Here is a 22,341-nt window from a genome sequence, read left to right as displayed (position 1 = left end):
TTTTTCTCCTTATCCTTTTGACACTAAATTTATTAGGTATTTACGGGTCATTATGCTGGTATTCGTTATCCTTTCTGCAGGTATTTTAGGCGTATAATCATAGACAATTGGGACTTGTCCTTTACTGAATGCATCTACTAGATCGTAGTCGTAATCGAAGTTTACGTTGTAGCCGACTATGCTTTTCAAAGAACGTAGGTAGGTGTCGATAGTTTCAAGTAAGCTGTCGATGAGTGCATCATCAATTGGGCGGTCTATAAACTGTAATTCAGTACGACGAATGGATTCATCAATTAAATCCCCTGTGCGTAGGGCGGTTTCAAAGTTGATGATGTGGGTAACAGTTGGATAGCAACTTGATCGGTTACCCCAGAGTCTAAACCCTGTACCAAAACTGTTGAAAATGGTGGTGATGCCTACGGCATTGAGGCGGTTAGTTTCGGATTGAATATCATCAATTCTCGCTGTAAGTGGTATTTCCATACCGATTACTCCGAGTAATTCTCGGTTGGAAGTTGAGAACCAGTAACCTTGTTCTACATCGGTTTTCATTCGAAGCCCTGCGGCGTGAGTGGCAAGACTTTCTAGTCCATTGCTCATACCCTGTGTATAAGGATAGAAGTGGCGAACTCGTTCGGAACTGGCTTTCGCATTGATTGTGCCAAGTGGCCCTCGTCCTTCAATCGCTTTAGACAAGCTGGTGCCTTGAGGAAGTTGAACGTATGCCACGGCTTTTAATTGTTCTGCAAGAACTTGTAACGCTGCTGCACCGCTAGCGGTTTTGTCGTATTCGGGGCAAATGAGGATTTTGGCATCAGCACCAAATTTATTAAAGCCATCTCGCAATAACTCAAAACCTTTACGTGTGCCTGTGCTACTTTCTACACCACCTTTAATTTCTGCTTCCGTTACTTTCGTTGGGTCAGCATAGGTATAAGTTGCCGTTAAATTTGACTGACTCGCTTTTAGACGGATTTCACCTGTTTGCATATCTACAATGTAATCTGTACCTTCTGTCAAAGGCGTACTATCTGCTTTAACGGTAAGCGTTAATAAAGCGGGATGTGCAGTATTAGTAATTAGCGTGTTAGGATCTGGTGTCAAAGTCTCATCATTCACTTGTGTTTGGTGTCGTGTTGGATCTAATACATTGACGACATACACTTGCCCACTGGCATAGCGACTCAAAATATCAAAGGCATCAGGTAGAGTAAAACCTTTACCTGTAATTGTACCGAAACGGGCAAAATCTTTTTTAGTCTGACAAAGTGTAAGGTCATTAACTACCCCAATTGGTGCGGTGCCAACGATACCAATAATTGCACCATCAACAGTTTGTACAGGGACGGATCCACCTGTTACACGTTTTGTTTCTGTTCCGTGGTGAAAAGCCATTTTCTTTCTCCTCTATGTTCCCACACACTGTAAGCAGTGCGGTGTTTAATTTCGTTAAATCTTGTGTTCACGTTGCTCTACTTGCCACGTGCTAGTTTGTACGATGATCTGATACTGCCAAAGCCCTTCGTCTTCACCCCCAAATTGTTCGCTAATTAGCGTGCATGGTTCGCAATTAGTTGGTCGAAATCCCACTATTGCTAAACGAACCTTATCTAGCACCTCTAATGCGCCACTGTCATCGTGTTGACTACGTGCGATCACTGTCAATGCAATATTGACATAACGACGTTGATGAATAAGGTCGGTACTGCCTTGCAATTCAAATTTTGAGCCAGCGTATTGCACTAAAATCGTGCCGTATTCATCTCTGACATAATAATTGGCTAAATCATCAGGAAATAATTCCACAGTAAAGCGATCGAGCTGTTTGAGTAAGCGTTGTTGGATACTCGTTAAAATAGGCAACGTGGCAGACATATTAATACCCTGATAAATCCACTTTTTCGGGTGCACGTGCGACAAAACGTGGTGCAGTAGGCACGCTATCGTCGCCGATCGTAATTTCTGTCAGACCAAGATGTAACTTGCCCGACTGAATACGCTCTAAATCTTTCAGTGCCTGCGTATAACTGTCTTTGACCTGCTCGGGAAAGGCTTTACCGTCTGGGCGACGTGAATAGAGCCAATAGCGTGCCAATTGTAAACAGATGTTACGTACTAAAGTCGGCACCTGTTCTAATGGCAACAAGTAGCGAGAGCGTAAATACCCATCAACTATTTCACAGGCGTGTAAGCAAGCTTTTTCTAATACGTTGGTGTTCATTTCCGTGGGACGGCTACTGTCATTAGATAAATCAATCAGGCTTCGCTCACTCATTAGCTCTAACAGATCAGTTGTTTGGATATACATCACTGCTCCTATGCGGTTGTTTCATCGGTATTTTTATCTGTATTGGACTTGCGTTGTTTTTCCTCCTTCTTACGCTGAGCCTCTTCCGCTTGGCGTTTTTCCTCTTCTGCTTGACGTTGTTGCTGTGCTAGCTTTTCTTTCGCACTTTCTGTTAATTCCACATACAAGGCGATGTTTTCTGCTTCTTCTTGCGTGAGTTCAAGGGTGTCGCCCACTTCATAACGTTTACCGTTATGCAAAATAGCAACCCCAATCACGGCATAGAGTAATTTTTCGTTCATAGCATTCTCCCAAAATTGATATTTTCAACCGCACTTAAATTCAGTTTAAATGCGGTTTAAAGGGTTAAGCGATACAGTCTTTGACTAAATAACCCGCAGGTTTGCCCACTAAATGCGGTTTATAAATATCGGTACAACGCACCACCTCTAACTTGCCACCGCTTTCTTGGTAGGTGTCCACAAACAAGCCTTTGCGGCGGCGGACGGTATAACCAAAACTTGGCTGATACACCGTGCCTTTCTTATCGGCCGTTTTCGGTACATAAGCCAGCACGACTGTTTTTGTCCAGATATCTTTTAATTGGCTACTTTCTTCATAAACGGCTTCACCAATTTTCACCGTATCAATATCAATTAAGCCTGCAAAAATTTCAGGGGTGATTACGCCTTTTTGTACATACTTAATTTTTTCAATCACTTTCGGGTGCGATTTCAGCACTTCCCATACGTCGCCTGCAATCACGCACACATTGGCTTTATGCCCAATGGTGCGTTTAATCGCACGTTTTGCAGCATCAAAGACAACAAACGGGTCGGAGTCTTTGTGACTAAATTGACTCGTGCCAGATAATGCCACTTTATTGGTGCTTTCATAGCTCGCCTCGTTTTGCGCAAGGGTAGCGATTTGTTTTTCACGATCTAAAGCAATCACATCTTGGATAACGCTTAAAGCATATTGACGCAGTGGGAAACTTGCCTCATTGCTTTCACGATAATCAATAGCATATTCCGCATCATGTTCTTCTAATGCGACATCAATTGCACCTAAATCTTCAGGCTCTAAGCGATTTGATGCACCTCGTAGGTTACGGGTTGTTGTTGGAATACGGAAGGCTAAACGCCCAAAGGTCGGGATTTTTGCCGCTTCTTTGTCAATTTCGACAATAGGCATTAAGGTATCGCCAATCAGTTCATTGTTGTGATAGCCATAAGCCAAATTGGTGAGTACAGGGTCTTGTACGCGTAATTTTGATAAATCCAGTGCCATAAAAATTGCTCCTTGTTGGTTAATTAGTTAAATAACGCATTAAATGCGGTGGTGTAATCCACATTGTGCTCACCCATATAGGCGCGAATGCGTTTATCCGCATCAATGCTGGCTGGGCTTGTACCTTCAGCATAGTCCACTGTTTCATCAGCAGGCGGTACAGCTTTGTCTTTGGTTGCTACCTCCTCAAATTCCACCACTTTCGGCTGCTCTTTAAGGTAGGTTTTAAATTGCTGAACAAGGCTTTCACCTTCTTCAAATTCCACAACACCACCTTTTGCTTGTACTGTCATTGCATTGAGCATTGACACCACCTTGTCTTTATTTTTCGGGGCAAGTTTGCCTTCCGAAATTAAGGCTTCCGCAAAGCTCGCATTCTCGGCTTTGGCTGAGTTAAGCTCTGCTTCGGCTTTTTCTGCTTCCACTTTGGCTTGTATCGCTTTTAGTTGCTCATTTTCTTGACGTAGGCGGTCAAGCTCAGCTTTTTCTTCTGCACTCATTGTGGGGTCTCCTTCTGATTGTGCATTGTTTTCGTTAAAGTCAGGGACAAGGGCATCAGTATGGCGATATTCCCCACGGATACTTTCTTCTTGCACCGAACTCACTAAATAATCAGGCAGGGCTTTATCCGCCTCATCCTGTCCATACTTACCAATCACCCAATCCCTTAGTCGCCGCCAAAGGCTTGATTGTGCCCAATCGCTAAACTCAACGATGCCTTGTTCTTCTTCGCTAAATTCAGGATTACGCAAACCTTTTACCGCAGGTGGCACAGCACCAAGAAAACCTACGTGGCGTAAATACAACTTGCCTGCGACGGGGTTATTGGGACTATCAGGTAAATAAAAGGACGCGGACACCTTTTTAAATCGTCCGTTCTGTACCATTTCGGCAAAGTCAGGATCAATCTGAGTAAGTTCTGCTTGTAACGTATCCCCGTTAAGCTGTAAGCCTTTCACCCACGCATAAGCAGGGTGATTGTCTTTAGGGTGTCCGATCACCACGGGGGACTCGTGAAATTGTGGATCATAGGCATCAATTGCCTGCTGCAACGACGCAGTAGTAATCTCTACTAAGTTACCATTGGCATCATGGCGACGCCCTGCACGAAAAATATCAATAACGGTCATATCAGTGTCCTTGATTGCTAAAACACTGATAGATTACCGAAAGAGAAATAAAAAAGATTTTAAAGTGGTTTAAAGATTTTTTGGGGGATTTTTAAAATTTGGTCGATATGTTATTTTACAAATCGTTTAAAAGACGTTTAAATGCGTTTAATAGCGTTTAAATTTTTTTAGATAATGAATCACCCTACTTAAAAATAAAAACGCCACAGCGAGTGATTATGGCGTTATTTTAAATCCTATAACACTTGCTCAATTTGACGTTGTAAAAGTGCAGTAGCTTTTCTCAGCAATATTTGTTTATCTTGTTGACTGACACCTAACCAACGACGTTGTGGAATAGTAACTTTTTTCCCTTTCCCCGTCTTACCGCCAAATTGATGAAGACGAGCATATTTGGCATCGCTACCAAACTCCACGCTATGTTCATCATAATTGTAAGCAAGTTTATCACTTAAATAACCGTCTTGACGTAAAATTTTTGTACTTTTTCGACGTTTAGCTTTTTGGGCTTTGGTTTGCGGGGAAAGGGCTTGCCATTTTTTTCCCTCTGGATCAACTTCTTGTTTAAAGCGTTCTTGGTGAATTTTTTTCAACGTTTCGCCCAACACGCCATAGAGCTGGCGAGGCTTTTGTAACTGAGTGGCAATTTGGGCGATTTGCTTGCTGGCAAGTTCGTTTTTAAGCTGAATTTTAATCATTGGCGACCTATTGCGTAAAAAAAGGGTTTAGCTTATAGTATTTGAGCTTGGAGGTTTCCTACTGGAAAGGTTGCGGTTCTGCCCGTATTATCCTGTTTGAATCAGGCAAACCAAGCGGCGGTGGGGGTTTCCTACTGGAAAGGTTGGCGGCAATGTTTCATCCGTCATTATCCTGTTCGAATCAGGCAAACCACCGCACTAATCTAAATTCCCCCATAATAAGTCATAGCTTTTCTTAAAATCATTCCATTCAACATCGCTTTTTATTGTGCTTGCCGTTCTTACCATATTTACTTTGACCCGTTGTTTTTTCTGCGTTAGAGGATCTTGCTTTTGTATCTCATAATCCATTTTGATCGCTACCTTGCCTTGTTCTGTATCATACACAAACACTAACGTTGGCTGTTTTTGTTGGCTTTCGAGTAAAATCGCTTTAGGATTACGCAATTTTTCAGGTAACTGTTTCCAAAACTCAATCGGCAGATTAATGCCTTTAGCTTGCTTGCTTTCTCGTAAGGCGTGTAACACATCTTGATCACGCACGGCAATCACGGCACTTTGCGGGGCTTTGTCTAGTCCATCTAACTTAGTCAAGACATCATCATGCAGCACACCTACATACTTCATTTGACCGCGTGCGAGTTTCTCTTTCGCAACGCTTTCAACCATCTCTGTCATTGCGGTGTTTAACATTGCGATTGCTTGTGGGCGTTGGCGAATCACATCATTAATCAAACGGCTCGCAAAGCGTGGCTCAGACTGACTTAATTTTTGCATTAGCACCGCATCCACAGATTGATTTCTGCTTGCAGTGAGGTTGTCAAAATTATGTGGGGAAAAACCTGCATCATAGCCTTTGGGGAGATTAATGGTTCTTGGATTACCACTTCTCACACCAACCAATTTATCTTCAAATTCAATTTCAACAGGTGGTGAAACGTGCTTATCCATTTCCACTAAATCATCTTTATCGTGGGCGATTACTGTACAATGACAACCATACGCCTTGATTGGATAGTAATAACGCCAGAAAGGATCGTTTGCAGGGCGGATAGTACCGTGCAGTTTTACATGATGAGGTCGTGGGTGGCTGTTATCATTATGAATGTATTCCCAATAAGGCATCACATCGGCTAAATCTAAATGCTGTTTTAACCGTCCACGGTTATAAGCGCCATACACATTGGTGTCGTAAATAATCCGTGTGCGCCAGTTACGTCCACCTTTATACTGCCAACCTGTTTTATCGACAATTTTATCAAAGCGTTTGCGAAAGCTTTGTAGCGTTTCACCGTTAGTGATCGCTTCATCTACAGCTTGACGAAAAGCATTAACTAATTCATTACGATTTGCCCCTGCGACCATAAAAAAATAGTCGTGTTCTTCGCCTAATACATCTAAATAGCTGTCGGTGGGCAAATTGAGCTTTTTCTCAAAATAGCGCACTTGCTCTTTAAAGGTGAAACCGTTTTCTATTGCCATTTAGCGTTCCTTTTTGTTAATTTTTTGCTGATTTTCTTGAGCAACGCTAAAGCGTCCAGCAAGCTCCGCACTGGTCGATGCCCACGCCATTACTTGGGCGTATTCGCTAAAATCAAGTTCTGGGATAAGGCTGTCTAATTGAGTGCGAAAATCCTCAAGGCTTTCAGCTGATGCCAGTCTATCTTGTATTGCCTGTAACCAATTATCCACATGACTTTCTGCTTCAATTTCTAGTTGCTCAACAATACTATCAGCGATATTACGAGGGATTGATGACATAGACTCATTAAATTCGGTAGATTTTTGTTCCTCATTTGGTTTTGAAACTAACGTAATATCACCTTGCTCAAATCCATAAGTACGGACTAAATATTGCTCGGTAAATTGCACCCCTATATTAGCGAGTAACTGATCACGTTCGGCTTGCAATTTATCAATACTTTCTTGCTCAAAGAGTTCAAAAGTGGGGTATTTTTCTAAATTAAAATTGAGTTTGCAAACCCAGTTTAAAAGTTGGTTAAAACAGTCTTTGACAATCGCGGCATCTTCATCCCGAATAGCTTTTGCCACTTCAAGACCTGCTGTCGCACTCGCACGATTGGCTTCCGCTTCAGTAGTTTGGTTTTGTCCCAAAATAGCAATCGCAATTTCAGATTTACAATAACGTAGAAAATCATCAAAGACTTGTGATGAGCCACCTTTGCTGCTGCTTTCTACTAGCTCAACGGTACTATCATTCGGGATAGCCGCAACCGCAGTTCCCAGCATTTTTTCCATGCTATCTAGCAAGTCTTCAATTTCGTGTGGTTGGGTTTGCCTTGGGTGTTTACCAATGAGCCAAGGTGTACCATATTTTTCGACAAACTGAAGCCAAAATTTTAATCCACCTTTTTTAAAAGTTGCTGCCCAAAAGCATAGTGCCAAATCTGCACGCCCATAAGGGTTGATATAATCTGCCTGTTGCGTAGCCAGTAAAAACTTCATTTCAGGTGCAGGCTTGCCATCGTGTTCTTTTTTATTGCGAAGTAAAAGTTTATTTTCTTCACTAAACATGAACCATTCTTGCGGCTTGCCGACTATTTCCGTAGGCAATAGCAAGCCATTTTCTTCCGCCCACATCACCTCCAACACTTGATAACCAAACAGTGTAGCGTCTAAAATTTGGTTAATAATGCTATTAAGGGGTAAGCGTTCAAATAGCGTAGTCAAAATTTCATCTACTTTTTTATTACCTGTTGGCGTAAGTCGCCATTCCAGCCCTTTGATTGCAGCTTTACGTCGGCGTACACACCCACCTACGTGGCTATCGGATAAAATTTCACGGTATGCTGCAATATCTTTGCCCATTTTCTTCAACACAGGGTCTGGATTGGGTAAATAGTGCATAAATGCCCAATAATCTACAGCGCTGGCACGTGTGGCAATTTCACGCACTAAATCTTGTTTTTTTGGTGTCATCGGCTTTCCTTATTTTTCATAATGCACAAAGGTGGCAAGCAATAAAAATACCCACCAATACGGTTTGTCATAGATATTTAATACCGTAGCTGCACTAACTAAAGTGATAAATGCAATCATCATTAATACCCTTGTGTGAGTTTTCGACTGGTTCTTGGTCTTCGGCTATGGGCTTTCACTGGCGTTAATACGGCATCTTTAGCCGCAAGCAAGGCTAAAAAACACGCCCACGTACGGTCAGCGTGTCCTTGACTATCATTTTCAGCCACAAAGCGCGGTTGTCCTGTTGAGCCTGTAATTTTTTTGAGCTTATGCAAATCAGCACGCAAATCGCTATCGCCCTGTGGGATACGGATTTGCTTATCTTCAAAGACTTTTTTACCAATGGTTGCCATATTGAGTTTGGTTGCCACATTAAATAACACCCCTTGTACGCGTTGCTTGCCGTGTTGATATTGGGCATCTTCTACCATCTTTTCACCCATTCCTGTTTGGTCGAGATTGCAAGCAATCACATTGTATTGGCACATCACACGGTTTAACTCTTCTAATTGATGACGTAGCTTAGTGCGTTTTAAGGTGGTAAATTCACGTGTCCAATACACATCACCCACTAATTCCAGTACCCAAATCACGGTTAAATTGGTCCTTACAGCGATATCCATTCCTACAAAGCAAGGATTGCCTGTATAATTTTCGGGTTTTCCTGCTTGTGGATGCTCCACGCTGTCAATTAAGTCATAAGAGAGCCAGCTACTGGCTTCGTCTAACCACTTAAGTTCAAATTCTTGTGCCCAAGCATCTTCATCATTCAAGCCCTTGCGAAGCTGTTCAATATCACGTGGCAAGCCATCAGCGACTGCTTGATAAATATCTGTTTGATGGCGTGACCATTCTGTGTTTCCCAAGTCGGTCATCAATTCGTAAAACTTATTGCCCTTACCATTTGGGGTGCTCACCACCCGTAATTTCCAGCCTGCTGAAATAACAGGAAATAGGGCTTTCCAGATTTCTCGGCTATCTTGGTGAAAGGCAAATTCATCTAAAAAGACATTGGCAGAAAATCCCCTTGCGGTATCGGGGTTTGCAGGTAATGCGGTGATTTTAGAGTCATTAGGGAAGATGACTTCTAAGGCATTGATAGTTGGACTAAAGGGGACTTCCATAATTTTACAAACAATCCCCATAGCTTTAAGATGGACTTTTACCCCTTCGTTAATCGCTTCTTTGGCTTGACGTTCTCCTCGAGATAGAATAACCCAGCGAGTTTTCTCGCCACGAGCTTCGGCTTTTAAACAATCTAGTACGATTTCAAGGGTAGTAGTAAAAGTTTTACCTGTTTGTCTAGCAAACATTGCCACTTTGAAACGGCTGTTATCTTGTAGCCATTTTTTCTGATAGTCGCAGAGAACAGTGTTATTCGATACCATAGACTGCTTTCACCATTTTTGTCACGTCTTCTATACTTGCCCCTGTTTCTTTTGCTGCTTCTTCTACCGCTTCCGCTGCACGCTTAATTGTTTCTTGTCGGATAGCCTGTTCACGTTTAAAACTCAAACTTTCTGCTTGTTCTAAGCGTTGTACAGCGGCAGAAAGTAAGGCAATAGATTTTGGATCAGCCGTGCCGTCTTCACTCATTCCCAGTGAGGTTTCAAATGCAATGTTTTTCACAATTTCCATCAGCATTTTGCCAATGTCTGACTGTGGGGCCTCACCAAATTGCTTCGTCCAAATTTCTGCTATTTCACGGGATTGACGGATTTTCGCCCCCATTTTTTCCATTCTGGTTGCATAACGATTCAGCCCTGTTTTGCTTAATAATGCACTTTCGGGCAAGCCACAATCACGGATTAACTCATTAATTTCTTCCAAGATTTCTGCTTGTGAAAACTGTTTGTCACGCAACATCATTGCTAATTGCGTTTTGATATTCACTGGCAATAAATCTACTTTTGATGCTCGCCCTCTTTTGATTTTTTCGGTCATTTAAACGCTCCTTAAATTTCGTTTAAAAAACGTTTAAATTTTTGGGCGAGGACGTTTTACACCATCTATAAATGCCTCACCATTTGCAACATCAAATCCACGTTGAGTAATAGTTGCGACCATAAAACCACCTTGTAAGCGTTCAATATGAACAAGCCCGTTTTCTTCTAGCCAATTTAGGTGATTACGCACTAAATCACGGCTGATGTTATGTCCATAGAGAGCTAAACAGTCATCTAAGATTGACTCATTAGCGTCATAACCCGCATCAACTAATGAGCGTAAAATGACTAGACGCTGATCTTGAGTAAAAATATCTTTTGTTTTCATTGTTTGCTTACTTCCTTTTCAATTAATAAACGTACTTGATGAGTTAAACCCATTACTTCAGTTCTCAAGGCTTTTGTTTCGCCTTTCATTTCAACAACGGCTAGACGTAAATCGGTTACATCTTTTGAACTCGGTAAGTGTAATATTTCATTTTCAATTTCACTGACTTTCTGTACTGTCCCAGATAACTCACCACTCAATTTATTAAAATCACTTTTTTTGACATAACGACTATCCATTTTTAGCCAAAATAAAGATGCTAATAGCCCTGCGATAGTTAAAATAATGCCCCAGTGTTGTTTAATAATTTCTAAAACTTCTATCATTTTCGTTCCACCTTTTCTTGGCAATATATGCAACGACAACAGTGCGGTACGGCTTTCACTCTTTTTACTGGAATAAGCTCACCACAATCGACACAAAAGCGCTCAGTTATGGTATCAATATCTACCTGTATCGGTTTATGGCGAGCTAAAAACCGTTGGTAGGCTTGTTCATCACGTTGTTGGGTAATATCTGCCAAATCCATTATTTTTCTACCTGACACACTTTTTCATAAGTTAAATTATGGTTAAGCACCTGCCGTTTGGTTTCTACCGTATCTTTTGAGCTCGGATAAATCAGCCCAAAAGCACGACAACCTGTGATTTTAGTCACGGAAGTAACTTTTTGACTGCAACTGCTTATCAATAGAATCATCATTAAGGCGCTGATTAGCTTGCTCAATTTGCTTACGTTTTTCTGCATTTTCCATTTCCTCTGCAATGGCTTTCGCTTCAACTTTGATACGTTCTATTTGTTGTTTTTGTTCTGCAATTTTTTTACTTTGACAGCGTAAATAAAAATAGCCTGTAAGTATTACAATCCCAATTGCTCCCCATGAATAAGCTAATCCGATCATTCACTTTCTCCTTGTTGTCGTTTACGGTTAATTGCATTAGCAAAGCCTTTTGTTGCCACACCTCCTCCACAAAATAATGCAAAGGTGGTAAACATTTCACTGACATTAGCTCGATCTAAATAGACGGAATAAAGTAATATTCCTGCCATTAATACAGCACCAAAAAACTGAATAAATGCAGTAGTGCTAAGTCTGCCGCTATCGTTTGTAATTAATTCAGTAAATTTCATGTTTTCTCCTTTCAGGTATTAGAAAACAGCTAAAAAACCCATAAATAAAAACCATCCCCAATAGCTATTTCCTACTGCTAATAAATAGGCTGCTGCTGCAATGCAAACTGAAGCAAAAAAATATTTCATATTTATCCCTCTGTATATAAATGGTCGTAGTTAACTGTGCCGTTATATTGGTCAAGCCAACTGGCAACATCAAAATTTGGGCAGGTTTTCAACCATTCATTTTGTGTAATTACACCGTCATCGTTTAGATCGGGGGATAAATCACGGTGTCCATAAATTTCTGCGTGAGGGAAACGTTCAGCAAGGTTACTTAAGAGGTTTGCAAGGCTATTCCATTGTTCGACGGTGTAACGTCCGTGGGCTTTTTCTCGTCCTACACCAACCCCACCAATGAGGCAAATACCGATTGAATTGTGATTATGTCCTTTGACGTGAGCTCCGATTTCATTAATTGCTCGACCACTTTCAACTAAGCCGTCTGTGTCGATTACAAAGTGGTAGCCGATATGGGGCAATCTTGGATTGAAATGTAGATTGTTTTCTTGGCGTTTGAAGCCTCGTTTAGCGTGCCAGTTATCAATAACTTGGGCGGCGGTTTGGTGTGAATTACCTAGTGGTTTACCATTTGCCGTTGCTGCACAATGGATCACAATTTTGTTGATTTGTCGCATAAAAAAACTCCAGTTATCAAGTGATTATTAATAACTGGAGTATAATAAAATTGACTTTAAATTGATTTTAAAGTGGTTTAAAGAATAATTTAACCTATTCTATATTTACAGTTTTTATTCCATTAAATGATTAAATTGTTTATTCACAGTAGATAAATTAATATCTTGTTCAAGTGGCAAGCCAAATGTATCTTTATACGAACCTAATACTGTTTCATTTTTTAAATAATTATCGTATATAGTCATAGCAGGACCATTAAGAGCATAAAAACGTTTTGTACTATCTTTTTCGTTATTGTATAAGAAAATATTAAGCTTAGTTCGTCTACCTACGCCCATAAAATTACAAGCAACATAATAGCGTTCTCCGATTTTCTTTGAATCACATTGTGCTGCAAAGTCAGTGTTTTGTGGCGTGATTTTAATAAAAGCAAGCGTTATTGCTTCCATTTCTTTGTATGTTGGTTTTCCTTTTTCTTCTGAACAACCTGTAATTAGTACACTGCATAATAATAAAATCAATCCTAAACGTTTCATATCAACTCCTATGTTATAAATTGTTATATACTACTCTGAAATCCAGTATTTTCACATATAAAAACGCCCATTAGGGCGTTTTTATATTTATTTTGTGTCTTAATTCACAATTATTCAAACATATTAAATTGACGTTTTGCAATTTCTTGTTTATTAATACGTTTTATAATTGTATATACCCATTGCATTGAAACACCATATTTTTTAGCCAGTTCTCTGTGGTTTTTACCATTAAACTCATTGAAAATTTTTCTATCACGTTCATTTAGTCTGAAAATCAAATTCCGCGGAATATATACCACTGAACCGCCCCAATTTTTTGAAATTGCTTGAGCAATCTCAATACCAATTTCACGCGCACTTTCTGTTTTTATATCTGTTTTTTTGACGAGTGTAAGTTCAATATCTTTTGCTAAATCAAGAAGAATTTCAGGTACTGTCTCTTCAAATGATTCAACATCATCTTTGTTCATTATAATTCTCCTCTTTTTTTATTTTAATTACACGCTTTTTCCATTTCTTAAGCCGTTCTAAGACAATTGTGCCGTTTTGATAATCGAGTGATTGCACATTGAGTATGATGCGATTTGAACCTTGTTTTTTTAAAACGGGGTTGATGAGATTGCGGACAAATGTATTGAGTGCATTTTCACTACCATCTTTGATAATTCCTTCTTTATACATTTGTATCCATTCTGCTCGGATTTTTAATGCGATAGTGTGCTTTACTATCGCTTCTTTTGAACTTGGTGATTTGTTGAGTGTTGGTTTTACTTTAAATCCTGCTTTTTTTAATTTTTCTAATACAATCACCAATTCAGCAACAGTCATCGCTTTGCAGCTGACTTTACATGTTTGATTCATCAAAATCATTCGGTAGGTCTCTTCATCAAGTTTAAGTTGATGCTTAGCAATATGAATAAGCTGGATCAATTTTTGTTTTGTATAGTGCATTATGTTCCCTTGTTATTTTTATGAAAACTTATTACTTAGCCCTCTAAAATAAAAAAGTTAAAGGGCTATAAATAAGCTTTAATCAAGCTTTAAGCGGATTTGATAAGAAAGTCTTTGAGCAATCTTGTAACCATAGTTAAATTGACTTTTTACCGCTTTATCATTGTTATCGTGCAACGCCCAAAGAGCGTGTTCAAATGTGCTGATCATTTCGGCAATCTCTTCAGCAAGATTTTCGCGTTCTATGCGGTTCATTTTTTTATCTCCTGTTCAAACGGCTTAATCACAAAATCTTCTACTGCTGTTTTGATAGTGATCCCCGTTACGGTGGCGGCAATTGTTGGATTAGCAAGCATTGCTTCTTTATTTGGTTCATCTTTGGTACGAATAAATTGAGTGAGTCCCAATGCTCGTAAGCGTGCTAATACTTCGTCGACTTTGCGAATAGAAACACTTGGCGGGCGAGCTCGCCACTGTACTTCGCCGGTATTAAATAAACCTGTTTTAGTTTTGCCGTTGTTTGTTAGCTCTGAGCGGTTTGCTTCACAGTAGATTTCAATTGCTTTCTGTAACGGTTTTATCTTGTTTTGAATAGCAACTATTTGTGGTGAATATTTTTCAGTAACTGCGGCTAACTCATCATTTTGATGCGTTGCTAATCGCAATAACTCTCGCTGTAAGTCGCCAATTTCTTTAATGGCTATTTCTACTTCTTGACGGTTTTGATAGCGGATAGTATCGCTTTTTATACGAGTTTTTTTCATAGTTTTCTCCTTATTTAAGACCAGTTAAGACCAGATAACTGAGCAATGATCCATCAGATAAATCTGTTTTATTTGCCGTTTTCCTTTTATAGTGATGTGAAAATTAATCGCTTTATCTAAAAGGGTTTGGTTCGGTTTTTTAATTACAATTCGTGGGTATTTACGATCAGAGTCTTTAACATCAACGACTTCCAAACCTTGCCGACGTAGAGCAAATACAATTTCATTTAAGGTACGAGCATTCATTAGTTTTCTCCTTCCATTTGTTGTTTAGCGGATAAAATAAGATCTAAGGTGATGAGTTTGTTTTCGCCTTTCGCAATAAAACCTGCTAGACGTAAATATTGAGTGAGACTGCGTAAACCGCCCGCAACACTGCCAATTTGGTATAAAGTATTCATTAAATCGGTGTCAGTTGTGTCTAAATTCCAAGCATTGGCAATCGCTTTAATATCTGCTTTTTTACATTTTTGAATGCTGGTGTTTTTACCGATTCGAGACCATAATCGAGCAAATTCGTGGGCTTGATTAATGCCACCTCTAAGACGGTTATAGACTTTGTCATTACCAATGAGTACAAAGCCAATTTCAGCTTGTTCCTGCATTATGCGAATTTCTTCTAGAGCATCATAAGGGAGGTGATCAGCTTCATCGATGATGATTAAACCAGCGGTACCTTGTAGTTTTTTGATGATTAAACGAGAGAGTTTATCTTTGCGACGTGGTGCATCATTGATCCCGAGCTCTAATGCCATTTCATATAAAATAGAGCTTAATGTTGCACGACTTGGACTAGCGGTGATAAGCCAAGTATTAGGGGTGTTTTTTCGGTATTCTTGGGCGGATTTGGTTTTGCCCACTCCGCTAGCTCCGTATACAGTTGCAATAGTCGCAAACATTTTTGCAAAATCTAAGGTTGCCCAGATTTGTTTAGCGGTGGCAGTTTCAATAAATAATGGGGCGATAACTAATTCACGTTGTTTTTTCTCTCTTGTCTGTAGCCAATTTTTTAAGGCTGTTTCGATGGTTTCTCGTGAGCCCTGATAGGTACCTTTTAAATAAGTACTGAGCATTGCAGTTGAAACACCAACTTCTTTCGCTATTTTTACTTGAGTTAGGTTTTCATCGTTAATAAGTTGTTTGATTTGTTCTGCTAATGTCATTTTTAACCTCTTTGGTGTTTAATTTTGATAAAACGTTGTTCAAATTCACTGATTTCATCTTCTTCAAGATTGACTTCAACTTTGCGGACGGTGTTACCAACTTGTTGGAACATTTCGATGATTCTTGGGGTTGGGGTAGTTTCATCGTCTATTTCTAGTTCTGGCATTAAGCGACTGGCTTGTTGAGCATTCATTGTTTGTTGGGCTTTAGCTGCCGCTTTATTAGCTTTTGTAAACTGTTTGCGTGCTTTATCGTGTTCTCGCCCTGCTGCTTTATCGCCAAAGGCAACTTTTTCAGTACAAGTCGCTTCCGCTAGGAAAATGCCTTCAAGGCTGTAAACATAGACTGTGCTGTGTAGGTGCTGTGGGTCGAACTTGATAACGACTTTTTTGTGGTGTGAGCCAATTAAGTCTGTGGCGAGATAGCGGTTTTTACGACCGAACACTTTTCCTCCACAAGAAAGTTCAAATGTGCCGTCTTTTTTGAGCGTAACCGCTTCACTCATTAACATAAGTAACCGCATTTGTTCGGGACTTGCTTTGCGAATTTGGGTGTTGGCATAATCACGAGCAAAAACTTGCGAGAAACTGTATACGCCTTGACAGATTTCTGTTTTACGTTTTTCTCGTTGGTTGAAAGTTTGAATACCGTCTTCAAGGGCTATGATAAAATCTTCATAAGCGACACCTTCTTTACCACCATTGTAGTTATCTGGCTTGTTGTAGATGTTTTCGCCTGCAAAAAAGCCCGCAAGTTTTGGATGCTTGTCGATTAATTCACCTAGCCCGCCGTGTGAAAATGCTCGCTCAATCGGTTTGGCTTGTCCGTGTCCTTTGCCAAATTGAATAGATGTCCAGTGCAATTCAATGCCAAGTAGGGGAATAATGCCTTGCACTTCATCTTCTTTCACTTTAAAGCGATATCTGTTTTTAACGCCTCCAGTCATCCACTTATTGGCAGCTGCTCGGGTGTTATCAATCGTACATTTGCGAGGTATGCCATATTTGTACACTAAGTCCATTAAGCTTAGGCGAATGGTGTCTGAGTTTTCGCTAATGTCTGTGCGATAAGCGAGGATTTTGCGAGTGCGGACATCTTGCCAAATCCATGTTTTAGGGCGAACAATTTCACCATTGTGCCAGCGAACAAAGACGTTATGTTGATAGCCATCACCATTAATCCATTCTAGTGCCTCAATATCTTCTACACTGCGTTGTAGAGCTGGGTAAAACTGACTTAATGCGTGTTCTCCTTCTCGTAAATAGACTTGTTGTACAAGTGGAATTTCCCTAGCAATTTTGCGTTTTAGACTAGATATTGAGGGAATAACCCACGCATTTTCAATCGCAGCTCTTTTTAGGCGTTCATAACAACTGCCGAATTGTGGACGCTCTGGGCGAAAATAATCTGCTTTAAAGAACTCCCACGCTTGTTCAGTAAACTCAGCCTCACGTTCTTTGCGTTTGTTGCTGTGTTTATCAATTAATAAAGGTAGCCAATCAGAACGTTCAAATTTTTTTACTTTATAGAACCAACGTTTTATAGAGCCTACTGATTCGTTATATTCATCAGCAACACGTTGAAGTGATTCCATTAAAGGTAATTTATTATCTATTAAATTAGCGACGGCAATAACCGCTGCTAGTCGTCTTTGAGCTACTTCTTTTTGGCGGTTTGTTGCTTTATCAAATGGTACCCAAATCACTTCGGGTAAGTAGTTTTTACCTTTAACACATTGAGTAGGAACTGATAATTCACTAATGGTTTCTTTTGCATTTTTAAGTAATAGTTCTGCTTGGACTTCTTGGGGAAGAGAAGAGAAGGCGTATTCGTATCCTCCCCCTTGAACTCCTTTTACTTTTCTAAACTTCCATTGCTCTTTTCTTGCCAGTCTATTTACATTACTTGGGTGTGTTGATAAGCCAGCAATTCCAGCAATTTCTTTAGCTGTAACCCATTCTTTCATAATCCAAACCTTTATCTTTGATTGGCGTAACGACTAGGCCATATATCCCAAGGCTCAAGACCTAAAGCATCAGCGATAATCTTCTCTCCTTTGGGGTAGGGTTTATCTAACGCATTGCGAACAGTCGTTTTTGCTAACCCGTTTTCAATTCCTAATCGAGATAAGGATTTGCCTCTTTTCATCAGCTCACCACGAATTTCGTGGTTACTCATATCTTGAGATCTTTTATTTCTGCTCATTATGTGAGATCCTTAAAAATTAGTTTTTATAACTACTTCGACAATGTAAATCATTTAACTATATCGGCATTATGTTACCAATTCATTATCAAGTCAATATTTGATTTGATAAAATTTTTAATGATTTACCTTATTTTCGATTAACTTATTGATTTATATTGATATTTATTTTCAAATCAAATTAAGTCAATTTTGATTTAATAAGGTGATTTATGAAATCAAAAAAAGAATGGTATTTACCAAAGGATTTGGCTGGTATTGGTGGGCTTTCTCCATTTCCATCAAATGTAACTAGAAAAGCAAGACAAGAAGGCTGGATAAAAAGAGAGGCTAAAGGAATAAAAGGTGGTGGCTTTGAGTTTCATTATTCTAGCCTGCCAGACAAAGTTCAACGAGCTTTGGGATTTTTAAAACCTCTAACAAAAGAAGTGGGTAATCCCATAACACCAAGCCAAGAAGACTTGCAAAAACGGATAGATCAACTAGAAAACAAGCTACAAGCCCTTGAAACTAAGGCACAGGGCTTTGTTTTGCCTAAGCCACCCGAGGGCTTAACGAATGATGAATGGCAGCTTGTGTGTGCGTTCAGACGGTGTAATGAGGATAGACAAGTTGGTTTGTTGGCAACGGCTGAAGCGTTAGCAGCCCAGACTGAAAAGGAAGAAAAAGAGAGCACGGAGATATTTAAGGATCATCAAGTAGCATAATGAAAATTTTGAAGATATAAACTGAGGTAGTAAAATCATAATTTACTACCTAACTATTTGATTTCTTTGACTGTATCATTGTACTTAATTATGTTGTTACTTGAAATATGACTGTTTTACTTTTTTTTACTTTTGTGAAGAACTTCTCATAATTTGAATTTAAACATTATTTAAACGCTTTTAAACGTCAATTAACGTTTCTCATTTTTAACGGTTAAAATCGTGTAAATCAGCAAATTGCTTTAATTTTCTCATTCTTAAATTTTTCAAATAAAATAGGGGCTAAACTTTCTTAACCCCTTATCCCATAAGACTTTAATCCACTTAATTCCGTTTAATTCAATATAATTCCTAATTTCTCACTTTGTGTGGTTGGTTACAAACGTAAAATTAAAATTGGTTTATCACTATAACGAGCAACTTTTACCGTATTCGAACTTAATCCCTCTTTATTTGGTTTAGTTGCCATCATAATAATTAGATCGACATTTTTTTGCTGAGCTAAGGTATTAATCTCCTCATAAACTGTACCATGCATCACGATATGCTGTACTTTCGTTCCCGCTGGAAAATTATCATGCGTAAATTGATGCAATTTTCGATTTGCTTCATTTAAGACATCTTTATCAAAATTACGTGGTAACAGTGATGAAACAAAGCTATTTTCCAATGGTTTAATAATACTCACCACTCGAAAAACAGCATCAGGATTATGCTGTGCCAATTCTAAAGCGGTTTTCACCGCTTTTTTAGCACTTTCTAAATGGCTGAGATCTACTGCAATTAAAATTTTATTAAATGCCATAAAAGCCTCTAGTAACTTAATAAATAAACTTATACTAATTGTTGCCGACTACGTCTACATTGATTCCAGCCTATCACAAATAATAACAATAATGCTGGAATGAAAATCCATTGTTTCGCTAACGCTTCTTTAATTGGTAACTTAACTTCAAGAATTGTTTGATCCCAATCTAAATTTGCTTTTGCAGCAGGTGAATCATGAACAACATTATCGATCAAAATTTTGTCAATTTGCTTACCATCAACATTAATTTTCTCGTCTGTATTCAATAATTCTAATCCCAGTTTCTGAATTCTCTCTGCCCCCGTTTTTCCCTCTGGTATTTTCATTTCAGCATAGAATTCTATTGGTTTTCCATAAGGATTTAATCCTGCGACCTTTAAGGTTAAAGTTTCACCTATTGGTGCTTTTTCTATTTCTTGTACTAAATGAGAGGGTTGAATATGTCTTTCCGTTGGTGAAATATATTCCATAAAGAATCCCGGTCGGAATAGCGTAAAGGCAACCAATAATAACAAGATAGTTTCCCACCAACGATTTTTGGTAAAGAACCAATTCATTGTTGCGGCTGTAAAGGTTAACATTGCAATGGTCGCAATAATGAAAATTAATACTGCATGTGGAAAATCAACATCTAACAATAAAAGGTCAGTATTGAATATAAATAAGAAAGGTAATAATGCCGTTCTCAAACTATAAAAGAACGCTACCATACCCGTTTTAATCGGATCACCACCTGATACCGCTGAAGCTGCAAAAGATGCTAAGCCTACTGGTGGTGTTACATCAGCCATAATACCAAAATAGAAAACAAATAAATGCACCGCAATTAAAGGAACAATTAGCCCATTTAAACGCCCTACTTCGACAATAACACCAGCCATTAGTGATGATACAACAATATAATTAGCCGTAGTCGGTAATCCCATACCTAAGATCAAACTAAAAATCGCAACCAAGATTAACATTAATAAAATGTTTCCCATCGATAAGGTTTCAATAATAGTTGATAATTGAGCACCTAATCCCGTTAAGGCAACAACGCCAACAATAATACCAGCAGTGGCAGTTGCAATCCCAATACCAATCATATTTCTTGCACCAGTTTCTAAACCATCTATCAGATCACGCCAACCTTCAAGAAAAGTATGCAAAAATTGCCCTTCTTGCTTACGAAAGAATGCTAATAAAGGTTTTTGGGTTAATAAAATTGAGATTAAAGCTAGTGAACCATAAAATGCGGAGGTACCTGGCGATAACTTCTCTTCCATTAAACACCAAATTAAAATAACCACTGGTAATAAGAAATGTAATCCTGCATTTACTGTTGGCTTAATTTTTGGCAAGGTAACAATCGGTGAATTAGGATCATCCGCTTCTAAATCAGGAAATTTAGAGACACGATAAAGTAATAATAAATAGATGATCGCAGATAATATGCAAACTATACTTAATGCGAGATCTGGTACTACATTTTTTAACCAACCTAACGTAAATTTCACAATAAAATAAAGTGCCCCAATAATAATAATACTAGATAAAAATCTGAGTAATGAGATTACCCAAGGTTTTGCAATATCTTGTGGCTCTAAACCTTGTAAATTTGCCTTGCAAGCCTCTAAATGGACAATATAAACCAATGCGATATAAGAAATAATTGCTGGTAAAAATGCGTGCTTAATCAATTCATTATATGGCATATTAACATATTCCAACATAATAAAAGCAGCTGCTCCCATTACTGGCGGCATAATTTGTCCATTAACAGAAGAAGCGACTTCTACTGCTCCAGCTTTCTCAGCACTAAAACCTACACGTTTCATCATAGGTATAGTGAAGGTTCCTGTTGTTACCACATTTGCAATTGATGACCCAGATATTAGTCCAGTTAATCCTGATGCAACAACTGCCGCTTTAGCTGGACCACCACGATAATGCCCTAGATAAGCAAACGCTGTTTTAATAAAGTAATTACCCGCCCCTGCTTTTTCGAGCAATGCACCAAATAAAACAAAGAGAAAAACATACTTAGTGGAAACACCTAACGCCACACCAAATATTCCCTGAGTAGTAATCCACTGTTGATCAATGATATTAGATAGGCTACCTGAACGATGACTTACCAGCCAACTACTCGGAAAAAACTGACCAATATAGTTATAAAGCAAAAATACAATAGCAATAATAACTAATGGTAAACCTAAACTTCGTCTTGTTGCTTCAAGTAACAATAATATTCCAATAACACCAACTATAATATCCTGACCGTTTGGTGCACCAACACGTTGCACCAGTTCATCATAAAAAAAGATATGATAAGCACTCAAAAAGGCACCTAAGGTTGCAAAAGCCCAATCTATACTTGGAATATGTTGCTTAGGAGAATGAGAAAACGCTGGGTAAGATAAATAAGCAAGAAAAAGGGCAAATGATAAATGAATTGAACGTGCTTTTGTATCATCAACTACAACATTAAGATGTAATCCCCAGCTACGAATCAATTCCTGTAAATAAAAAGGAAAAGGAGAAGCATAATAAATTTGAAATAACGACCATAAAATAGCCGTACCAACAATGACCTTTTTTGCTATCCCACTTGGGTTTCTTCCACCTGCATCATTTGAGGTAACTAAATCTTGTAAATCCTCAAAATCAATATGGTGTGCTTTTTTTGTTGTTGATGACACACATTCCTCCATATTTATTATTTACTTATTAATCAAAATTAAACTG

At 38.9% G+C, this 22,341-nt stretch carries 29 protein-coding genes; 1 reads left to right on the top strand and 28 read right to left on the bottom strand.

Annotated elements, in window-relative coordinates; translation table 11 throughout:
• Positions 1 to 9: 9 nt before the first annotated feature.
• From CEP47_RS03230 to CEP47_RS03105, 26 genes are all read right to left on the bottom strand, one after another.
• Positions 10 to 1,395, bottom strand: coding sequence for a phage tail sheath family protein (locus CEP47_RS03230; protein WP_261919432.1), 1,386 nt, complete (start codon positions 1,393 to 1,395; stop codon positions 10 to 12).
• A 54-nt stretch (positions 1,396 to 1,449) separates the two neighbouring features.
• Positions 1,450 to 1,875, bottom strand: a complete 426-nt coding sequence (locus tag CEP47_RS03225; RefSeq protein ID WP_261919433.1) for a Gp37 family protein — start codon at positions 1,873 to 1,875, stop codon at positions 1,450 to 1,452.
• A gap of 1 nt (position 1,876) precedes the next feature.
• The gene (locus CEP47_RS03220) at positions 1,877 to 2,308 is read right to left on the bottom strand and encodes a gp436 family protein (protein ID WP_261919434.1); all 432 of its coding nucleotides are present in this window, start codon (positions 2,306 to 2,308) and stop codon (positions 1,877 to 1,879) included.
• Positions 2,309 to 2,316: 8 nt separating this feature from the next.
• Positions 2,317 to 2,589, bottom strand: a complete 273-nt coding sequence (locus CEP47_RS03215; RefSeq protein WP_261919435.1) for a DUF1682 domain-containing protein — start codon at positions 2,587 to 2,589, stop codon at positions 2,317 to 2,319.
• A 64-nt stretch (positions 2,590 to 2,653) separates the two neighbouring features.
• Complete coding sequence (locus CEP47_RS03210) at positions 2,654 to 3,577, bottom strand: major capsid protein (RefSeq protein ID WP_261919436.1); 924 nt, start codon at positions 3,575 to 3,577, stop codon at positions 2,654 to 2,656.
• Between the two features lie 23 nt (positions 3,578 to 3,600).
• A complete protein-coding gene (locus tag CEP47_RS03205; protein ID WP_261919437.1) occupies positions 3,601 to 4,707 on the bottom strand; it encodes a peptidase in 1,107 nt (368 codons plus the stop codon).
• A gap of 236 nt (positions 4,708 to 4,943) precedes the next feature.
• On the bottom strand, positions 4,944 to 5,405 hold the full coding sequence (locus CEP47_RS03200; protein WP_261919438.1) for a phage virion morphogenesis protein: 462 nt from the start codon (positions 5,403 to 5,405) through the stop codon (positions 4,944 to 4,946).
• 198 nt (positions 5,406 to 5,603) lie between these two features.
• On the bottom strand, positions 5,604 to 6,887 hold the full coding sequence (locus tag CEP47_RS03195; protein WP_261919439.1) for a phage minor head protein: 1,284 nt from the start codon (positions 6,885 to 6,887) through the stop codon (positions 5,604 to 5,606).
• On the bottom strand, positions 6,888 to 8,345 hold the full coding sequence (locus tag CEP47_RS03190) for a DUF935 domain-containing protein (RefSeq protein WP_261919440.1): 1,458 nt from the start codon (positions 8,343 to 8,345) through the stop codon (positions 6,888 to 6,890).
• A 122-nt stretch (positions 8,346 to 8,467) separates the two neighbouring features.
• Complete coding sequence (locus CEP47_RS03185; protein WP_261919441.1) at positions 8,468 to 9,775, bottom strand: terminase large subunit domain-containing protein; 1,308 nt, start codon at positions 9,773 to 9,775, stop codon at positions 8,468 to 8,470.
• Positions 9,762 to 10,331, bottom strand: coding sequence for a DUF3486 family protein (locus CEP47_RS03180; protein WP_261919442.1), 570 nt, complete (start codon positions 10,329 to 10,331; stop codon positions 9,762 to 9,764). The genes CEP47_RS03185 and CEP47_RS03180 overlap by 14 nt, the downstream gene beginning before the upstream one ends.
• Positions 10,332 to 10,364: 33 nt before the next feature.
• Positions 10,365 to 10,661 (bottom strand): VpaChn25_0724 family phage protein, encoded by a 297-nt coding sequence (locus CEP47_RS03175; protein ID WP_265482669.1) that lies wholly within the window; start codon positions 10,659 to 10,661, stop codon positions 10,365 to 10,367.
• Positions 10,658 to 10,987 (bottom strand): DUF2730 domain-containing protein, encoded by a 330-nt coding sequence (locus CEP47_RS03170; RefSeq protein WP_261919444.1) that lies wholly within the window; start codon positions 10,985 to 10,987, stop codon positions 10,658 to 10,660. The genes CEP47_RS03175 and CEP47_RS03170 overlap by 4 nt, the downstream gene beginning before the upstream one ends.
• Positions 10,984 to 11,190 carry a TraR/DksA C4-type zinc finger protein gene (locus tag CEP47_RS03165; protein ID WP_265482668.1) on the bottom strand — a complete coding sequence of 69 codons (207 nt, stop codon included), beginning with the start codon at positions 11,188 to 11,190 and terminating at the stop codon, positions 10,984 to 10,986. The genes CEP47_RS03170 and CEP47_RS03165 overlap by 4 nt, the downstream gene beginning before the upstream one ends.
• Positions 11,191 to 11,310: 120 nt before the next feature.
• Entirely contained in the window at positions 11,311 to 11,562 is a 252-nt protein-coding gene (locus CEP47_RS03160; protein ID WP_261919446.1) for a DUF2681 domain-containing protein, read from the bottom strand.
• Positions 11,559 to 11,792: a DUF2644 domain-containing protein gene (locus CEP47_RS03155; protein WP_261919447.1), complete on the bottom strand. Its 234-nt coding sequence runs from the start codon at positions 11,790 to 11,792 to the stop codon at positions 11,559 to 11,561. The genes CEP47_RS03160 and CEP47_RS03155 overlap by 4 nt, the downstream gene beginning before the upstream one ends.
• A gap of 131 nt (positions 11,793 to 11,923) precedes the next feature.
• The gene (locus CEP47_RS03150; RefSeq protein WP_261919448.1) at positions 11,924 to 12,472 is read right to left on the bottom strand and encodes an N-acetylmuramoyl-L-alanine amidase; all 549 of its coding nucleotides are present in this window, start codon (positions 12,470 to 12,472) and stop codon (positions 11,924 to 11,926) included.
• A 114-nt stretch (positions 12,473 to 12,586) separates the two neighbouring features.
• Positions 12,587 to 13,009 (bottom strand): hypothetical protein, encoded by a 423-nt coding sequence (locus tag CEP47_RS03145; protein ID WP_261919449.1) that lies wholly within the window; start codon positions 13,007 to 13,009, stop codon positions 12,587 to 12,589.
• 110 nt (positions 13,010 to 13,119) lie between these two features.
• Positions 13,120 to 13,482 (bottom strand): Mor transcription activator family protein, encoded by a 363-nt coding sequence (locus CEP47_RS03140; protein WP_261919450.1) that lies wholly within the window; start codon positions 13,480 to 13,482, stop codon positions 13,120 to 13,122.
• On the bottom strand, positions 13,469 to 13,963 hold the full coding sequence (locus tag CEP47_RS03135; RefSeq protein WP_261919451.1) for a gp16 family protein: 495 nt from the start codon (positions 13,961 to 13,963) through the stop codon (positions 13,469 to 13,471). Before CEP47_RS03135 ends, CEP47_RS03140 begins: the two co-directional genes overlap by 14 nt.
• Before the next feature lie 78 nt (positions 13,964 to 14,041).
• Positions 14,042 to 14,218: a hypothetical protein gene (locus CEP47_RS03130; RefSeq protein ID WP_261919452.1), complete on the bottom strand. Its 177-nt coding sequence runs from the start codon at positions 14,216 to 14,218 to the stop codon at positions 14,042 to 14,044.
• On the bottom strand, positions 14,215 to 14,727 hold the full coding sequence (locus CEP47_RS03125; protein ID WP_261919453.1) for a host-nuclease inhibitor Gam family protein: 513 nt from the start codon (positions 14,725 to 14,727) through the stop codon (positions 14,215 to 14,217). Before CEP47_RS03125 ends, CEP47_RS03130 begins: the two co-directional genes overlap by 4 nt.
• Before the next feature lie 24 nt (positions 14,728 to 14,751).
• Entirely contained in the window at positions 14,752 to 14,973 is a 222-nt protein-coding gene (locus CEP47_RS03120; protein WP_261919454.1) for a hypothetical protein, read from the bottom strand.
• On the bottom strand, positions 14,973 to 15,890 hold the full coding sequence (locus CEP47_RS03115; RefSeq protein ID WP_261919455.1) for an AAA family ATPase: 918 nt from the start codon (positions 15,888 to 15,890) through the stop codon (positions 14,973 to 14,975). The genes CEP47_RS03120 and CEP47_RS03115 overlap by 1 nt, the downstream gene beginning before the upstream one ends.
• Before the next feature lie 2 nt (positions 15,891 to 15,892).
• Positions 15,893 to 17,857: a transposase domain-containing protein gene (locus CEP47_RS03110; RefSeq protein ID WP_261919456.1), complete on the bottom strand. Its 1,965-nt coding sequence runs from the start codon at positions 17,855 to 17,857 to the stop codon at positions 15,893 to 15,895.
• Between the two features lie 11 nt (positions 17,858 to 17,868).
• Positions 17,869 to 18,096, bottom strand: a complete 228-nt coding sequence (locus CEP47_RS03105; RefSeq protein WP_017807582.1) for a helix-turn-helix domain-containing protein — start codon at positions 18,094 to 18,096, stop codon at positions 17,869 to 17,871.
• A 212-nt stretch (positions 18,097 to 18,308) separates the two neighbouring features.
• Here CEP47_RS03105 and CEP47_RS03100 point away from each other — a divergent pair, with 212 nt between their 5' ends.
• Positions 18,309 to 18,803, top strand: coding sequence for a DNA-binding protein (locus CEP47_RS03100; protein ID WP_261919457.1), 495 nt, complete (start codon positions 18,309 to 18,311; stop codon positions 18,801 to 18,803).
• A gap of 376 nt (positions 18,804 to 19,179) precedes the next feature.
• Here CEP47_RS03100 and CEP47_RS03095 read toward each other — a convergent pair whose 3' ends face one another.
• Together CEP47_RS03095 and CEP47_RS03090 are read right to left on the bottom strand one after the other, a co-directional pair.
• Positions 19,180 to 19,608, bottom strand: coding sequence for a universal stress protein (locus CEP47_RS03095; protein ID WP_261919458.1), 429 nt, complete (start codon positions 19,606 to 19,608; stop codon positions 19,180 to 19,182).
• 29 nt (positions 19,609 to 19,637) lie between these two features.
• A complete protein-coding gene (locus CEP47_RS03090) occupies positions 19,638 to 22,295 on the bottom strand; it encodes a TRAP transporter permease (RefSeq protein ID WP_261919459.1) in 2,658 nt (885 codons plus the stop codon).
• Positions 22,296 to 22,341: the final 46 nt, after the last annotated feature.

Origin of the sequence: Mergibacter septicus (genome assembly GCF_003265225.1) — a bacterium.
Taxonomy (GTDB): domain Bacteria; phylum Pseudomonadota; class Gammaproteobacteria; order Enterobacterales; family Pasteurellaceae; genus Mergibacter; species Mergibacter septicus.
This window is presented reverse-complemented; position numbering and strand designations above follow the sequence as displayed.

Bases quoted from the DNA above. Each gene is read 5' to 3' on its own strand.
- CEP47_RS03110 (WP_261919456.1), bottom strand. From the start codon at position 17,857: ATGAAAGAATGGGTTACAGCTAAAGAAATTGCTGGAATTGCTGGCTTA.
- CEP47_RS03205 (WP_261919437.1), bottom strand. From the start codon at position 4,707: ATGACCGTTATTGATATTTTTCGTGCAGGGCGTCGCCATGATGCCAAT.
- CEP47_RS03190 (WP_261919440.1), bottom strand. From the start codon at position 8,345: ATGACACCAAAAAAACAAGATTTAGTGCGTGAAATTGCCACACGTGCC.
- CEP47_RS03175 (WP_265482669.1), bottom strand. From the start codon at position 10,661: ATGAAAACAAAAGATATTTTTACTCAAGATCAGCGTCTAGTCATTTTA.
- CEP47_RS03095 (WP_261919458.1), bottom strand. From the start codon at position 19,608: ATGGCATTTAATAAAATTTTAATTGCAGTAGATCTCAGCCATTTAGAA.
- CEP47_RS03145 (WP_261919449.1), bottom strand. From the start codon at position 13,009: ATGAAACGTTTAGGATTGATTTTATTATTATGCAGTGTACTAATTACA.
- CEP47_RS03220 (WP_261919434.1), bottom strand. From the start codon at position 2,308: ATGTATATCCAAACAACTGATCTGTTAGAGCTAATGAGTGAGCGAAGC.
- CEP47_RS03135 (WP_261919451.1), bottom strand. From the start codon at position 13,963: ATGCACTATACAAAACAAAAATTGATCCAGCTTATTCATATTGCTAAG.
- CEP47_RS03195 (WP_261919439.1), bottom strand. From the start codon at position 6,887: ATGGCAATAGAAAACGGTTTCACCTTTAAAGAGCAAGTGCGCTATTTT.
- CEP47_RS03120 (WP_261919454.1), bottom strand. From the start codon at position 14,973: ATGAATGCTCGTACCTTAAATGAAATTGTATTTGCTCTACGTCGGCAA.
- CEP47_RS03140 (WP_261919450.1), bottom strand. From the start codon at position 13,482: ATGAACAAAGATGATGTTGAATCATTTGAAGAGACAGTACCTGAAATT.
- CEP47_RS03155 (WP_261919447.1), bottom strand. From the start codon at position 11,792: ATGAAATTTACTGAATTAATTACAAACGATAGCGGCAGACTTAGCACT.
- CEP47_RS03215 (WP_261919435.1), bottom strand. From the start codon at position 2,589: ATGAACGAAAAATTACTCTATGCCGTGATTGGGGTTGCTATTTTGCAT.
- CEP47_RS03130 (WP_261919452.1), bottom strand. From the start codon at position 14,218: ATGAACCGCATAGAACGCGAAAATCTTGCTGAAGAGATTGCCGAAATG.
- CEP47_RS03225 (WP_261919433.1), bottom strand. From the start codon at position 1,875: ATGTCTGCCACGTTGCCTATTTTAACGAGTATCCAACAACGCTTACTC.
- CEP47_RS03165 (WP_265482668.1), bottom strand. From the start codon at position 11,190: ATGGATTTGGCAGATATTACCCAACAACGTGATGAACAAGCCTACCAA.
- CEP47_RS03180 (WP_261919442.1), bottom strand. From the start codon at position 10,331: ATGACCGAAAAAATCAAAAGAGGGCGAGCATCAAAAGTAGATTTATTG.
- CEP47_RS03230 (WP_261919432.1), bottom strand. From the start codon at position 1,395: ATGGCTTTTCACCACGGAACAGAAACAAAACGTGTAACAGGTGGATCC.
- CEP47_RS03200 (WP_261919438.1), bottom strand. From the start codon at position 5,405: ATGATTAAAATTCAGCTTAAAAACGAACTTGCCAGCAAGCAAATCGCC.
- CEP47_RS03210 (WP_261919436.1), bottom strand. From the start codon at position 3,577: ATGGCACTGGATTTATCAAAATTACGCGTACAAGACCCTGTACTCACC.
- CEP47_RS03150 (WP_261919448.1), bottom strand. From the start codon at position 12,472: ATGCGACAAATCAACAAAATTGTGATCCATTGTGCAGCAACGGCAAAT.
- CEP47_RS03125 (WP_261919453.1), bottom strand. From the start codon at position 14,727: ATGAAAAAAACTCGTATAAAAAGCGATACTATCCGCTATCAAAACCGT.
- CEP47_RS03160 (WP_261919446.1), bottom strand. From the start codon at position 11,562: ATGATCGGATTAGCTTATTCATGGGGAGCAATTGGGATTGTAATACTT.
- CEP47_RS03115 (WP_261919455.1), bottom strand. From the start codon at position 15,890: ATGACATTAGCAGAACAAATCAAACAACTTATTAACGATGAAAACCTA.
- CEP47_RS03185 (WP_261919441.1), bottom strand. From the start codon at position 9,775: ATGGTATCGAATAACACTGTTCTCTGCGACTATCAGAAAAAATGGCTA.
- CEP47_RS03105 (WP_017807582.1), bottom strand. From the start codon at position 18,096: ATGAGCAGAAATAAAAGATCTCAAGATATGAGTAACCACGAAATTCGT.
- CEP47_RS03100 (WP_261919457.1), top strand. From the start codon at position 18,309: ATGAAATCAAAAAAAGAATGGTATTTACCAAAGGATTTGGCTGGTATT.
- CEP47_RS03170 (WP_261919444.1), bottom strand. From the start codon at position 10,987: ATGATAGAAGTTTTAGAAATTATTAAACAACACTGGGGCATTATTTTA.